Below are 14,372 nucleotides of genomic sequence, written 5' to 3'. Positions count from 1 at the left end.
AACCCGACTCAGACCAGCTCGACGATGGTGGCGATGCCCATGCCGCCGCCGACGCAGAGCGTGGCGAGGCCGCGACGCTGGCCGCGACGCTCGAGCTCGTCGATCAGGGTGCCGAGGATCATGGCGCCGGTGGCGCCGAGGGGGTGGCCCATGGCGATGGCGCCGCCGTTGACGTTGGTGATCGAGTCGTCGATGCCCATGTCGCGCATGAAGCGCATGGCGACGGCGGCGAACGCCTCGTTGATCTCGAAGAGGTCGATGTCGGAGACGCTCAGGTTGGCCTTGGCCAGCGCCTTCTTGGCGGCGGGGCCGGGGCCCGTCAGCATGATGACCGGGTCGGCGCCGGAGACGGCCGTGGCGAGCACGCGGGCCCGCGGCGTGAGGCCGAGGTCCTTGCCGACCTGCTCGGAGCCGATGGCGACCAGGGCCGCGCCGTCGACGATGCCGGAGGAGTTGCCGGCGTGGTGGACGTGGTCGATCTCCTCGAGCCAGTGGTACTTCTGCAGCGCCACCTCGTCGAAGCCGGCGTCGCGGCCGATCTGGGCGAACGACGGCTTGAGCTTGGCGAGCGACTCGGCGGAGGTGCCGGGACGGATCGTCTCGTCACGGTCGAGCACGACCAGGCCGTTGATGTCGCGCACGGGCACGACGGAGTTGGCGAAGTAGCCCTTCTCCCACGCCTCGGCCGCACGCGCGTGCGACTGCGCGGCGTACGCGTCGACGTCGGTGCGGCTGAAGCCTTCGACGGTGGCGATCAGGTCGGCGCCGATGCCCTGGGGCACGAAGGAGGACTTGAACGCGGTGGCCGGGTCCTGGGCCCACGGGCCGCCGTCGGAGCCCATCGGGACGCGCGACATCGACTCGACACCGCCGGCGAGGATGAGGTCCTCGAAGCCGGAGCGCACGCGCTGGGCAGCCTGGTTGACGGCCTCGAGGCCGGAGGCGCAGAAGCGGTTGAGCTGCACGCCCGCGACCTCGTCGGGGTAGCCGGCGGCGAGCGCAGCGGTCTTCGCGATGTCGGCGCCCTGCTCGCCGATCGGGGAGACGACGCCGAGCACGACGTCGTCGACGCGACCCGGGTCGAAGCCGGGGTTGCGGTCCTTGACCGCGTCGAGGAGGCCGACCGCGAGGTCGATCGGCTTCACCTCGTGGAGGGTGCCGTTGGCCTTGCCCCGCCCACGCGGCGTCCGGATGTGGTCGTACACGAATGCTTCTGCCATGACCGTCCTTGGTGATCGTGTTGGTGCGCCGATTGTGACATTATCGGTGTCACGGTCGTCAAGGGGTGCCACGGAATCCGGCGCCCCGACCTTCCCGTGCGGCGCGCACGAGGGCCAGATCCAGCGAGAGGGAGACGCGATGGCGGACCAGGACGTCGACACACCCGTGGAGCCGCGCGACGCCCTGCGCGACCTGCTCACCCTCGACGAGCTGACCGCCCGGGTGGGGATGAGCGTGCGCAACGTGCGCTTCTACACCACCAAGGGCCTGGTGCCCCCGCCGATCCGCCGTGGCCGGTCGGGCTACTACACGCCCGCGCACGTCGCCCGCCTGGAGCTCGTCCAGGAGCTGCAGGCCCACGGCTTCACCCTCGCGGCCATCGAGAAGTACGTGGCCGCGATCCCCGAGGACGCCTCCGCCGAGGAGATCGCCATGCAGCGCACGATGCAGGCCCCGTGGATGGCCGACCGGCCCGTACGCCTGACGCGCGCCGAGCTGGACTCGCGCGCCGGGCGTGAGCTCACCGACGACGAGCTCACCACCCTGGAGGAGATGGAGATCACCCTGCCCTGCGGCGACGGCACCTACGAGGTGGCGCTCACCCAGTTCTCCGTCGGCCTGGGCCTGCTCGAGATCGGCTACCCCGCCGCGGCCGCCCGCGCCGGCCGCGAGCTCTACGCCCGCCACGGCAAGGAGCTCGCCGAGGAGCTGCTCGCGGTCTTCCGCACCCAGGTCTGGCCGACGTACAAGGAGGCCGGCATGACCCGCGAGCGCCTCTCCGAGGTCGTCGCGCGGATCAAGCCGCTCTCCATCACCTCGCTGGTCTCCGCCTACGAGACCGCGATGGACGAGGCCACCCGGGCCGACATCGTCCACCGCGGTCGCTGAGGCTCAGTCGATCCGCGCCACCATCGGCAGGCGCGACCGGGAGAAGAGCCAGACCACCGCCGCGGAGAACAACGGCAGCGCGACGACCAGGGAGCCGATCAACACCCACGGCACGTCCAGGTAGGGACCGGTCGGAGCAAACCCGTAGTCCGTGACTGTCATCGATCGGGAGAGCGCCAGCCCCGGCACGAATCCGACCAGAGCGCCGAGCACGGCCCCGACCGAGGCGATCATCAGGGCATACGACGCCGCGACGGACCGTCGGGTCCGCGGCGACCCACCCACCGCCGAGACGGTGGCCAGGTCAGGCTTGGCGTCGGCCAGCGACAGGAACGTCGCCGTCAGCGTGCCGGCGAGCATCAGCAGGGCGCCGACCACACCCAGGACCCAGATCAGCACGACCACGTCCGCGTCGCGTTGGAAGCCGCGCTCGACCTGGAGGTGGGCGCGCGCACTGACGTCGCGCACCGCCCCCGCCAGCGTCCGCTCGTCGGCGGCGTCGAGCTGGCTGGTCACCGCCAGACCGATGGGCTTCACCGCACCGTCGGCGAAGCGGCTCTCCAGCGACGTCGGCACGATGACCTGCGCCCACGGCGAACCTGCCACGCGCACGACTTCCGCAGGCATCGTCACGCGGTCAACGACCCGGTCCTCGCCACCCTCCCACTGCCGGTGGACGAGGATGACCTCCTCGAACGCCCTGCGGGGCTCGCGGTTCCCCAGGACCACGGCCTTTCCGGTTGCCAGCACCGCCGCGATCTCCTCACGCTCAGCAGCGCTCAGGGTCATGTCCGACGGCGCGTCCTGGACCAGGATCGAGCTGCCGAAGCTGGAGCCGTAGGACTCCAGAAGATGAAGGTCACGTCCTCGGTCGTTGCGGATCATCCAATAGCTGTTGCTCTGGTGGCCGTAGACCTCCTCGGCCCCCCGCACCCGCACCACCTCTGCGCTCGGCAGCGCCGTGGTCGCCGCGGACTCGATCTCGTCCCACGGCGGCTCGTCGCCGGGCTCCATCAACTCGGTGTCGAAGGTGACCAGACCCGTCCCGAGCGCGGTCATCGGCATGTAGGTCTCCTGGTTCTCCAACTCGTCGCTGGCGACGCTGATGCCCAGAGCGACCACTCCGGCCACCGTCGCGGCCACGGCAGCGATCGCCGGGACCGTCCGCGTCCGGTGCCGCGCGGCGTCACGGGTGGCATACCGCATCGGCAGCGGGAGGCGGCGGGCGGAACGGGCCACCAGCCCGACCAGGGCCGGCACCACCAGGATCATCCCGATCATGGTCACCACCGCGGAGGCCGACATCAACACCGGTCCCAGGTCTTGCTGACGCTGGGCGCCGATGACCGCTCCGGTGACCCCCAGCCCCAGGACCAGGACACCGATCACCGGGACCTGCAGTTTCGGGGCCCCGTCGGACCGGCGACCCGCCAACGCGGCCACGACGTCCTGGCGCGAGGTCAACCATGCCGGTACGACCGCGGCGAGCAGGGCCGAGGCCAACCCGAAGGCGCCGACCACCAGCAACACCAACCACGGCACGTCGAAGGGGCCGAAGCGCTCCCACATGAGCCCCTGCGCCCACGGCATGACGGCGGCCGCCACCGGGACGCTGAGCACCAACCCTGCCAGGGTGGCGACGAACCCCAGGACCACACCGGCAGCGAGGATGACGCGACGGGCCTGCCGCGGCGTGCCACCAGAGGCGGCGACGAGCGCGAGCGTACGCGTGTGGTGGCGCGCCATGACGGCGAACGCCGGCCCGGCCAGCAGCACCACCTCGAGCAGCACCATCGTGATGATCATCGCCACGACGGCCATGTACTCCACCTGCTCCGCGGAGGAGGAGTACATGCCCTCGTCCTCCTTGTAGGGCACCTCGGAGTCCGGGGGCGGGTCGGTGACCACGGCCCGGGAGAAGACGACGAACTTTTCGTCGTTGAGCTCCAGGACCTCGTCCCAGGTGACCGGGTCACCACCCACCAGCCATGTCGTGCCCCACCACTGGTCGCGTTCGGGCGCGTCGGCCGCCAGCAGCGACCCCGGCGGCCCGTACGCGATCGTGTTGTTGACGTCGGTGGCGTCGCGGACCACGCCGACCACCGAGGGGGCTGGCTCCACGCCGCTGACCGGGAAGGCAGAACCGATGTCGAACCCGGCGGCGAGCAGCTCCTCGGTCACGACGACCTCGTCGGGCGCCCCGGGAAGCCGACCGTCGACCACCTCGACCAGGCCGGCCAACAGCGGATCGCTCCACTCCCCCTCGCGCACGTCCACGAGGGAGGGCGCACCATCGGGAAGAAGCACGGTCGAGGAGGAGCTCAACAGTTGCTGCACCGGGCGGTCGTCACCCAGGAGGGCGGCCAGCTCCGTCGCCCCGGGGAGCTTGCGGGACGAGCCGTCGCCACCCACGAAGTTGACCCCCTCGCGTGGGTCGGGCAACTGCAGGACCTGCTCGGTGCCCTCGCTCCAGATCTGGGCCTGCGCCACGTCGCCGAGCTCACGCCCGATGCGTTCGGCCCCCCGCACGTCGGCGGTCATCACCACGATGGCGCCCGACGAGACCAGCAGCACCGGCAGCGCGATCAGCGCCAGGACCAGCGCGCTGCGGGCCTTGTGGCGCCGCACGTCGCGCCAGGCGACGCGCAGGGCCATGCCCCAGCCCGCTCGCCACCCCGCTCCAGGGGCACTCATCGCAACACCTGGGCGCCGACGCCCACGCTGGCGCCGGACTCGTCGACGACCAGGCCGTCACGCAGGTAGACGACGCGGTCGGCCCAGGCAGCGTGACGGGCCTCGTGGGTCACGAGCACCCCCGCGGCGCCGGCGTCGCAGAAGTCGCGCAGCACCCGCAGCACCTCCTCGCCGGTCTCGGTGTCGAGCGCGCCGGTCGGCTCGTCGGCCAGGATCAGGCGGCGCTCGCCCACCACGGCGCGAGCGATGGCGACGCGTTGCTGCTGACCGCCCGACATCTCGTCGGGGAAGCGGTCGGCGAGCTCGGTGATGCCGACCCGCTCGAGGGCGACCAGCGCGGCCTCGCGGGCGTCGCGACGGGAGTCGCCGTCGAGTTCGCGCGGCAGCGCCACGTTCTCCGCGGCGGTGAGCGCCGGGATGAGGTTGTAGTCCTGGAAGACGTAGCCCACGGACGTACGCCGCACGCGGGCGCGGCCGGCGCCGTCGAGGGTGTTGAGGTCGGTGCCCTCGATGACGACGCGGCCGGTGCTCGGGGTGTCGAGGCCGCCGGCGAGGTTGAGCAGGGTCGACTTGCCCGAGCCCGAGGGGCCCATGACGGCGACGAGCTCGCCGGGGCGGGCGGTGAAGGTGACGCCGCGCAAGGCGTTGACGGCGAGCACGCCGTCGCCGTGCACGCGGGTCACGTCGTCGAGGTGGAGCACGGCAGAGGTGAGGACGTTCATCGGGTCTCCCCAGGGGTGACGGCGGGGCGCGTCGCCCCGGAGCTGTGGTCGAGGGCGGCGCGGCGCAGCCGGTTCTCGCAGTGGTCGAGCCAGCGGATCTCGGCCTCGGTGTCGAAGATGAGCGAGTCGAGCACCAGGCCGTGGGCGAGGCCGGCGGTGCTGCCCGGCTCAGGGGTGTGGGCGCGCTTGGCGCGGGTGTGCTCCTGCAGCGCGGCCATCGTGGCCGAGCGCTGCTGCTGCACGAGGTGACCGATGTCGACCCCGGGCAGGGTCACGGCCAGCGCCAGCTTGATGGCGAGCTCGTCGCGCGGCGGGTGGGCCCGGGGGACGGGGGTGGCGAACCACGTCGCCACCTCCGCCCGCCCGGCCTCGGTGATCCGATAGCTGACCTGGCGCTCCCCCGCACCGTCGGTCTGCCCGGACCCCGCTGACGCTTCGGCGTCGTCACCGGCCACCACCTCGACCAGCCGGTCACGCTCGAGCCGCGACAGGGTCTGGTAGACCTGCCCGACGTTGAGCGGCCAGGTGGCCCCCGTGCGCTGCTCGAACTCCGCCCGCAGCTGGTAGCCGTACATGGGTCCCTGCTCCAGCAGGGCCAGCAACGAGTGCTTGATCGACATGCGCACCCCCTCTCGAGCCGTCCTCCGCTCGACGGATTTCGAGTGGATACCGGGTATGTATAGCAGGTATGCATACCCGGTATCCAGTTGTTCAGCCCGCGCGCCATCGGCGCACGCGTCAGCACAGGGCAATTTGCGAAATGATCGAACGGTCGATCATTTCGGCGGGACCCCTGCGCCGAGGCGCGGGCGACGAGAGGAGTGGGCCGACTCCTCAACAGGAACCGGCGACGCCGAGCAGCAGGCTCAGTCGCGAGGAGTGATGCGCGTCCAGGGCTTTGTCAGGTCGAAGCGCCGCCCGGTCATCTCGGTCGGGGTGATCTCGACGACGTTGTACTTGAAGTCCGCCACCCACGGTCGCAGCGGCACGTTCTCCGAGCGGTGGGCCTCGTCCTCGGGCAGCAGGCGCGCGGTGCCGCGCACAATGACACTGGCGGCCTTCGCGTCGTCGTACTCGTCGATCTCGAAGGCCACGTCGGGGTTCATCACGATACCGAGCAGCTTCGAGCCCTCGGCGGTGCGGAAGAGCAGGGTCCGGTGGTCGACCGCGTAGTTGATCGGCGCGATGTGCACCTCGTCGGCGAGGTGGAAGGCGAGGCGGCCGAACTCATGGGAGCGCAGGAACTCCCAGCACTCGTCCTCGTCCATGATCCGGGGCGCGTCGGCGGTCATGGGGCCAACCTACTCCCCCGCCGGCGCGGGGAGGGAGTGGCGGTCAGCGACCCCGGCTGAACGACGCGGCGCTGTGGCTCGACGAGCCGCCGGAGCGGTTGCCACCCCGGGCGCCGCCGGAGCGACCGCCGGAGCGCTGGCCACCCTGGCCGCCTTGACCGGCACCTGCCTGGGCGCGACCGCCGGAGCGGCCACCGCCGCTGCCCTGGCCGCCACCCTGCTTGGGCTGACCCGAGCGGGTGTTCGGGCTGTTGCCCGCCTTGCGGCGCTGACGGTTGCGACCGCCCGACTTGGGGGCGCCGGACGACTGCGCCTGCACGGGGGCGGGCGCCTCGTAGCCACCGGGCACGAGGACCCGGTCGCCGGGCGCGAGGCTGGCCAGCACCGGGTGCTTGGCGGAGTCCAGCTTGGTCGTCGTCGGCTTGATGCCCGCGAGACGGGTCAGCGAGCGGACGTCCTTGACCTGGTCGTCGGTCATCAGCGTGACGACGGTGCCCTCGGCGCCGGCGCGGGCGGTGCGGCCCGAGCGGTGCAGGTAGGCCTTGTGCTCCGACGGCGGGTCGGCGTGGATGACCAGCGCGACGTCGTCGACGTGGATGCCGCGGGCGGCGACGTCGGTGGCGACGAGCGTCGCGGCCTTGCCGGAGTGGAAGGCCTCCATGTTCCGCGTACGCGCGTTCTGCGACAGGTTGCCGTGCAGGTCGACCGCAGGCACGCCGTTCTTGTTGAGCTGGCGGGCCAGCGCCTTGGCGCCGTGCTTGGTGCGGGTGAAGACGACCGTACGCCCCGGCGCGCTCGCCAGGTCGACGAGCACCGGCAGGCGGTGGTCGCGGTTGATGTGCAGCACGTGGTGGCTCATCTTCGCCACCGGCGACTGCGCGGAGTCGGCCTCGTGGGTGACCGGGTTGGTCAGGTAGCGCTTGACGAGCACGTTGATCGCACCGTCGAGCGTGGCCGAGAAGAGCAGGCGCTGACCCGACTGCGGGGTCTTGTCCATGATCCGCTTCACGCCGGGCAGGAAGCCCAGGTCGGCCATGTGGTCGGCCTCGTCGAGGATGGTGACCTCGACCGCGGAGAGGTCGCAGTGGCCCTGACCCATGAGGTCCTCGAGGCGGCCGGGAGCGGCCACGACGACGTCGACACCCCGCTTGAGGGCGTTGACCTGCGGGCCCTGGCCCACGCCGCCGAAGACGGTCTGGACCGTGAGCCCGGCGACGCGCGCCAGCGGCTCGAGGGAGTCCTTGATCTGGGTGACCAGCTCACGGGTGGGGGCGAGGATGATCGCGCGCGGCTTGTTCGGCATCGCGGGCAGCTTGGCCGCGTCGAGGCGGGCCACCAACGGCAGCACGAAGGCGTACGTCTTCCCGGAGCCGGTGCGGCCACGGCCGAGGACGTCGCGTCCGGCCAGCGAGTCGGGAAGCGTGGCTTCCTGGATCGGGGTGGGGGAGGTGATGCCCTGCGCGGCGAGGACGTCGGACAGCGCAGCGGGCACGCCGAGTTCGGCGAAGTTCATGTGGAGATCTCATCTGTGCGGGTGTCTCACCAACGCACTTCCGCCGGCTGGCGGAGCTGGCAACCCTGGGTCTACCTGGGGCTGCGGCGCACCTCGCGAGGCGAGGCCGGGGCTCCCGACGGGAGACCAGGGACGATCGAGGCAAGACTGGACGATGCGTCTGTTTCCCCAGCCTACGTGGCGCGGGCTGTCGCTGGGCAATCGGGCGCGCCGCCGACTACGTCACACCCGCCCCACGCAGGCCTCGGCGCTGCGCCTGAGCGACTAGTCGCCGCCCCCACCCTCGGTCTCCTCGCCACCCTTGGCGGGCGTCAGGTTGATCTGCAGTCCCTCGGCGGCGTGCACCTCGGTCACCCCGGTCTCCTCGGCCTTGGTGAGCCGGACCGTCGTGCGGGCGAGGAACTCGTCGGCACCCACCCGACGCACGTCGATGCCGACCATGCCGTCGCCGGAGGCATGGGGACTCAGCTGGGCCACCATCCCCTCGAGCACGAAGCGGCCGTCCTCGTCGGTGGTGTCGGTGTCGATCGACAACAGCTCCGGCGCAGCGGTCGCCCCGCCCTGCGGCGCGGGCCAGACCCACAGCTCGAGCTCGACGCCCGCGGCGGGCTCACCGCCGTCGAGCAGCACGCCCGAGGCCACCTCCTGCACGTCGTCGTCGCTGCCCTCCGCGTCACCGCCGCAGCCCGCACTGCCCCACGCGACGCCGGCCACGAGCAGCATCGCTCCCACCTTGCGCCGCCACGACCCGACAGGTCTCTTGCTCGCCCAGCTCACGCGTCCCCCATGCATGCCACCAGTCGCCTCCCCCGCGACTGCCTACCGAACGGTAACCGGCACCTCGCCCGGTGTCACCCACGTCCGCCCACCGGGCTGGACCACCTGCCCGGCCGGCCCCTCACCGCTGGACGGCGGCCCCGGAGTCGATGAGGGCCTCGACGTCGTCGATGCCCCACGCGGTCAGCGCCGCCCGGGTGTCGGCGCCGCGGTTCGACGGCGGCGTCGAGAGGGTGGCCGGCGTGCGCGAGAAGCGCGGCGCCGGCGCCGGCTGCAGCACGCCGCCCGGGGCGACGTAGGTCTCGCGCGCCGCCATGTGGGGGTGGGCGGCCGCCTCGGTGAGCGTCAGCACGGGGGCCACGCAGGCGTCGGAACCGTCGAAGACCGCGGTCCACTCCTCCTGCGTACGCTCCGCGAAGCGCGCCGCGATCGCTTCACGGATCGCAGGAGCCTGGGCAGGGTCGTTGCGGTCGGGCAGGTCGAGCTCGGCGAGACGGCAGAACTCGTCCCAGAACTGGGGCTCGAGCGCACCCAGCGTCATGTGGCCGCCGTCGGCGGTCTCGTAGAGGTCGTACCACGGAGCGCCGCCGTCGAGCGGGCCCGTGCCACGACCACCGGCCACGCCCATGCCGGCGAAGGTGGCGGCCATCGCGTTGAGGTGGGCGGCGCCGTCGACGATGGCGGCGTCGACCACCTGCCCCTCCCCCGAGAGTCGCGCCTGCAGCAGCGCGGCGAGCACCCCGATGACGAGGTAGGTCGAGCCGCCGCCGAAGTCGCCGACGAGGTTGGTCGGGAAGTGGGGACGGGAGGGGTCCTGGCCGAGCCCGTGGAGCACGCCGGCGAGGGCGATGTAGTTCATGTCGTGGCCGGCCGCGTGGGCCAGCGGACCCTCCTGGCCCCAGCCGGTCATCCGGCCGTAGACCAGGCGGGGGTTGCGGGCCAGGCACGCGTCGGGACCGAGGCCGAGTCGCTCGGTGACCCCGGGGCGCATGCCCTCCACGAGCACGTCGGCGGTCTCGACGAGGCGGAGCACGGTCTCGACGGCCGCGGGGTCCTTGAGGTCGAGCGCGACGCTCGGCCGGCCACGGTTGAGCAGGTCGGCGCTGCCGAAGTCGAAGGTGCCGCCGCTGGAGCGCTCGACGCGGATCACGTCGGCGCCGAGGTCGGCCAGCAGCATGCAGGCGTGCGGACCCGGGCCGATGCCGGCGAGCTCCACGACCCGCACCCCGCGCAGCGGACCGGTCCCCTGTCCGAGTTCGTACGTCATGGTCGGGAGTGTGACAGAAGAACTGTCACGGTCAACACCCCTCCGCGCCGGACGGCATCGGAGACACGCGGAGGAAGGTCCCGGATGGGCGGCGTGTCGCAGCTGGACCGGGGCCTTTCCCCTGTCGATCTACGGCGAGCCCTGACCGATAGGACCTTGCAACTCGTTGCATAGGTGTGGCACGCTCCTCCCGTGGCCCTCGAACACGCACTCCTCGTCGCGCTCAGCGAGAAACCCGGCTCCGGGCTCGAGCTGACGCGCCGCTTCGAGCGCTCCTTCGGCTACTTCTGGCACGCCACCCACCAGCAGATCTACCGCGTGCTCGGCCGCCTGGTCGACGCCGGCGAGCTCGACGTCGAGGTCGTCGCCCAGACCGGTCGCCCGGACAAGAAGGTCTACCGGGTCAACGAGGCCGGGCAGCGCGCGCTGGCCGACTGGCTCGCCACCTCCACGCCGCTGGAGCCACTGCGCAGCGAGGTCGCGGTCAAGATGCGCGGCGCCTCCTTCGGCGACCGCGCAGCCGTGCTGGCCGGCCTGCGTGAGCACCTCGACGACCACCGCGTACGCCTGGAGCACTACCAGCGGCTCGCCGCGGCGTACGGCCTCGACCCGGGCAGCGACCTTCCCGGCGCCGCCCGCCACCTCGAGGGGGCGACCCTCGACCAGTACCTCGTGCTGCGCGGTGGCATCCGCCTCGAGGAGTTCTGGATCGGGTGGATCACCGACTACCTCGACGCCCACTCCACCAACCCCGAACCCGACCCAGGGAGCACCCGATGAGCCACGACCACCTGCTGAGCCCGATCACCCTCGGTCCGCTGACGCTGCGCAACCGCATCGTCATGGGCTCCATGCACACCGGGCTGGAGGACCGTGCGCGCGACCTCGACCGCTTCACCGCCTACCTGGCCGAGCGCGCCCGGGGCGGCACCGGCCTCATCGTCACCGGCGGCTTCGCGCCCAACAAGCGCGGCTGGCTCAAGCCGCTCGGCTCGGAGATGTCGAGCCCGCGCCACGCGCGACGCCACGGCCAGGTCACCGACGCCGTGCACGCCGAGGGCGGCGCGATCGCGCTGCAGGTGCTGCACGCCGGGCGGTACGCCTACCACCCCTTCCAGGTGGGCGCCTCGACGAAGAAGTCGCCGATCACCCCCTTCAAGCCCTCCGCCCTCTCGTCGAAGGCCGTCGACCGCACCGCCACCGACTTCGCGAAGGCCATCGCCCTGGCGAAGCAGGCCGGCTACGACGCCGTCGAGGTCATGGGCTCCGAGGGCTACCTCATCAACCAGTTCATCGCCGCCCGCACCAACGACCGCACCGACGCCTGGGGCGGCAGCGCCGAGAAGCGGATGCGCTTCCCCGTCGAGGTCGTGCGCCGCGCCCGTGAGCTGGTCGGCGACTTCCCGATCATGTACCGCATCTCCCTGCTCGACCTCGTCGAGGACGGCCAGACCTGGGAGGAGACCGTCGAGCTGGCCCACCGCCTCGAGGCGGCCGGCGTCACCGTGCTCAACACCGGCATCGGCTGGCACGAGGCGCGCGTGCCCACGATCATCACGCAGGTGCCGCGCGGCGCGTGGCGCGACGTCACCGCCCGGCTCAAGGCCGCCGTCGACGTGCCGGTCTGCGCCTCCAACCGGATCAACACCCCCGACCTGGCCGACGAGATCATCGCCTCGGGCGACGCCGACCTCGTCTCGATGGCCCGTCCGCTGCTCGCCGACCCCGAGTTCGCGAAGAAGACCGCCGAGGGTCGCACCGACGAGATCAACACCTGCATCGCCTGCAACCAGGCCTGCCTCGACCACATCTTCGTCAACAAGGAGGCCTCCTGCCTGGTCAACCCGCGCGCCTGCCGCGAGACCGAGCTGGTGCTCGGCCCGGTGCGTACGGCCGCGACGGTCGCCGTCGTCGGCGCCGGACCGGCGGGCCTGGCCACCGCGGTCTCCGCCGCCGAGCGTGGCCACCGGGTCACCCTCTTCGAGGCCTCCGGCGAGCTGGGCGGCCAGTTCCGCCTGGCGATGCAGGTGCCCGGCAAGGAGGACTTCGCCGACACACTGCGCTACTACCGCCGCCGCCTCGAGGTGCTGGGGGTCGACGTACGCCTCCACACGCGCGCCACGGCCGACGACCTGGCCGACTTCGACCACGTCGTCGTCTCCACCGGCGTGGTGCCGCGGGTGCCGGCGATCGAGGGCATCGACCACCCCAAGGCGGTCTCCTACGCCGACGTGCTCAACGGCTCCGTCACCCCCGGCGAGCGGGTTGCCGTCATCGGGGCGGGCGGCATCGGCGTCGACGTCTCCCACTTCCTCACCCACGTCGAGACCGACCTCGAGGGCTGGAAGGCGCAGTGGGGCGTCGGCGACCCGTCGCTGCACCGCGGCGGACTCACCGAGAAGAAGCCGCGCGAGGTGGCCCGCGAGGTCACCCTCGTGCAGCGCAAGGAGACCCCGATCGGCATCGGCCTGGGCAAGACCTCGGGCTGGGCGCACCGGGCCGTGCTGAAGCAGTCGGGCGTGACCCAGGTGATCGGCGCGAGCTACGACCGCATCGACGACGCCGGCCTGCACGTCACCGTCGACGGCGAGCCGCGGGTCATCGAGGCCGACCACGTCGTCGTCTGCGCCGGCCAGGAGTCGGTCCGTGACCTGTACGACGCCCTCAGCGGCTCGCGTACGACCCCCGACGCGCAGTGGCTCCACCTCGTCGGCGGCGCCGACGTGGCCGCGGAGCTCGACGCCAAGCGGGCGATCCTGCAGGGCACCGAGGTGGCGGCAGCCCTCTGACTACCTAGACTCGCCGCGTGACGAAGACGAAGATCTCGGTCGCCGGCCTCGGCTACGTCGGCCTCTCGGTCGCGGTGCTGCTGGCCCGCCACCACCGGGTGGTCGGCCTCGACCTCGACGCCGACCGGGTCGCGCTGCTCCAGCAGGGCACCAGCCCGATCCACGACCCCGAGATCTCCCGCTTCCTCGCCAGCGAGGAGCTCGACCTCACCTTCACCACCGACCCGGCGACCGCCCACGCCGACGCCGAGTTCGTGGTGATCGCGACGCCGACCAACTACGACCCCGAGACCACCTACTTCGACACCTCCAGCGTCGAGGCCGTCATCACCCAGGTCCGCGAGCTCAACCCCGACACCACGATGGTCGTGAAGTCGACCGTGCCGGTCGGCTTCATCCAGGACGTGCGCGCACGGCTCGGCACCGACGACGTGCTCTTCTCCCCGGAGTTCCTGCGCGAGGGCCAGGCGCTGGCCGACAACCTGCGACCCTCGCGCATCGTCGTGGGCGAACGCTCCGAACGCGGCCGCCGCTTCGCCGAGCTGCTGCTCGAGGGCGCCGACGTCGACGACGTGCCGGTGCTGCTCACCGAGCCCACCGAGGCCGAAGCCATCAAGCTCTTCGCCAACACCTACCTGGCGATGCGGGTGGCCTACTTCAACGAGCTCGACTCCTTCGCGCTCGCCCGCGGCCTCGACACCCGCCAGATCATCGAGGGCGTCAGCCTCGACCCGCGCATCGGCGACCACTACAACAACCCCTCCTTCGGCTACGGCGGCTACTGCCTGCCCAAGGACTCCAAGCAGCTGCTGGCCAACTACTCCGACGTGCCGCAGACCCTGATCCGGGCCGTGGTCGAGGCCAACGCCACCCGCAAGGACTACATCGCCGACGACGTCCTGGCCCGTGACCCCGAGGTCGTGGGCATCCACCGGCTGATCATGAAGGCCGGCAGCGACAACTTCCGCGAGTCGTCGGTGCAGGGCGTGATGCAGCGCCTGGTCGAGCGTGGTGTCGAGGTCATCGTGCACGAGCCCGAGCTCGACGCCGAGACCTTCGGGGGCTGCGAGGTGGTCAACGACCTGGCCGTCTTCAAGGCCCGCGCCGACGTCGTGGTTGCCAACCGCTTCACCGACGACCTGGCCGACGTCGCGGAGAAGGTCTACACCCGCGACCTCTCCGGCACCGACTGACCCGACGGCCGCCCGG

At 71.8% G+C, this 14,372-nt stretch carries 12 protein-coding genes; 4 read left to right on the top strand and 8 right to left on the bottom strand.

All coding sequences use genetic code 11. The features are described 5' to 3' along the window. Nucleotides 1-8: 8 nt before the first annotated feature. Nucleotides 9-1,220: an acetyl-CoA C-acetyltransferase gene (locus IEQ44_RS08160; protein ID WP_193637950.1), complete on the bottom strand. Its 1,212-nt coding sequence runs from the start codon at nucleotides 1,218-1,220 to the stop codon at nucleotides 9-11. A 139-nt stretch (nucleotides 1,221-1,359) separates the two neighbouring features. On the opposite strand from IEQ44_RS08160, the gene IEQ44_RS08155 reads away from it, so the two are divergent. Next, nucleotides 1,360-2,109: a MerR family transcriptional regulator gene (locus tag IEQ44_RS08155; protein WP_193637949.1), complete on the top strand. Its 750-nt coding sequence runs from the start codon at nucleotides 1,360-1,362 to the stop codon at nucleotides 2,107-2,109. 3 nt (nucleotides 2,110-2,112) lie between these two features. Here IEQ44_RS08155 and IEQ44_RS08150 read toward each other — a convergent pair whose 3' ends face one another. The 7 genes from IEQ44_RS08150 to IEQ44_RS08120 form a co-directional block, all read right to left on the bottom strand. Further along, nucleotides 2,113-4,803: an ABC transporter permease gene (locus IEQ44_RS08150; protein WP_193637948.1), complete on the bottom strand. Its 2,691-nt coding sequence runs from the start codon at nucleotides 4,801-4,803 to the stop codon at nucleotides 2,113-2,115. Continuing rightward, nucleotides 4,800-5,525, bottom strand: a complete 726-nt coding sequence (locus tag IEQ44_RS08145) for an ABC transporter ATP-binding protein (RefSeq protein WP_193637947.1) — start codon at nucleotides 5,523-5,525, stop codon at nucleotides 4,800-4,802. Before IEQ44_RS08145 ends, IEQ44_RS08150 begins: the two co-directional genes overlap by 4 nt. After that, a complete protein-coding gene (locus tag IEQ44_RS08140) occupies nucleotides 5,522-6,145 on the bottom strand; it encodes a PadR family transcriptional regulator (protein WP_193637946.1) in 624 nt (207 codons plus the stop codon). The genes IEQ44_RS08145 and IEQ44_RS08140 overlap by 4 nt, the downstream gene beginning before the upstream one ends. A 246-nt stretch (nucleotides 6,146-6,391) precedes the next feature. Continuing rightward, the gene (locus IEQ44_RS08135) at nucleotides 6,392-6,817 is read right to left on the bottom strand and encodes a pyridoxamine 5'-phosphate oxidase family protein (protein WP_193637945.1); all 426 of its coding nucleotides are present in this window, start codon (nucleotides 6,815-6,817) and stop codon (nucleotides 6,392-6,394) included. A gap of 43 nt (nucleotides 6,818-6,860) precedes the next feature. Next, nucleotides 6,861-8,330, bottom strand: a complete 1,470-nt coding sequence (locus IEQ44_RS08130) for a DEAD/DEAH box helicase (RefSeq protein WP_193637944.1) — start codon at nucleotides 8,328-8,330, stop codon at nucleotides 6,861-6,863. Between the two features lie 264 nt (nucleotides 8,331-8,594). After that, nucleotides 8,595-9,107, bottom strand: a complete 513-nt coding sequence (locus IEQ44_RS08125; protein ID WP_193637943.1) for a transthyretin-like family protein — start codon at nucleotides 9,105-9,107, stop codon at nucleotides 8,595-8,597. A gap of 121 nt (nucleotides 9,108-9,228) precedes the next feature. Beyond that, nucleotides 9,229-10,374, bottom strand: coding sequence for a CaiB/BaiF CoA transferase family protein (locus tag IEQ44_RS08120; RefSeq protein WP_193637942.1), 1,146 nt, complete (start codon nucleotides 10,372-10,374; stop codon nucleotides 9,229-9,231). 192 nt (nucleotides 10,375-10,566) lie between these two features. Here IEQ44_RS08120 and IEQ44_RS17910 point away from each other — a divergent pair, with 192 nt between their 5' ends. Genes IEQ44_RS17910 through IEQ44_RS08105 form a run of 3 tightly spaced genes read left to right on the top strand, consistent with a single transcriptional unit; the run spans nucleotide 10,567 to nucleotide 14,356 of the window. Further along, nucleotides 10,567-11,154, top strand: coding sequence for a PadR family transcriptional regulator (locus tag IEQ44_RS17910; RefSeq protein WP_193637941.1), 588 nt, complete (start codon nucleotides 10,567-10,569; stop codon nucleotides 11,152-11,154). After that, nucleotides 11,151-13,163: an NADPH-dependent 2,4-dienoyl-CoA reductase gene (locus IEQ44_RS08110; RefSeq protein WP_193637940.1), complete on the top strand. Its 2,013-nt coding sequence runs from the start codon at nucleotides 11,151-11,153 to the stop codon at nucleotides 13,161-13,163. The genes IEQ44_RS17910 and IEQ44_RS08110 overlap by 4 nt, the downstream gene beginning before the upstream one ends. Nucleotides 13,164-13,180: 17 nt before the next feature. Continuing rightward, nucleotides 13,181-14,356 (top strand): nucleotide sugar dehydrogenase, encoded by a 1,176-nt coding sequence (locus tag IEQ44_RS08105; protein ID WP_193637939.1) that lies wholly within the window; start codon nucleotides 13,181-13,183, stop codon nucleotides 14,354-14,356. Nucleotides 14,357-14,372 lie beyond the last annotated feature (16 nt).

It is taken from the genome of Nocardioides malaquae (assembly GCF_015070385.1).
In the GTDB taxonomy this organism is placed as follows: Bacteria; Actinomycetota; Actinomycetes; order Propionibacteriales; family Nocardioidaceae; genus Nocardioides; species Nocardioides malaquae.
This window is presented reverse-complemented; position numbering and strand designations above follow the sequence as displayed.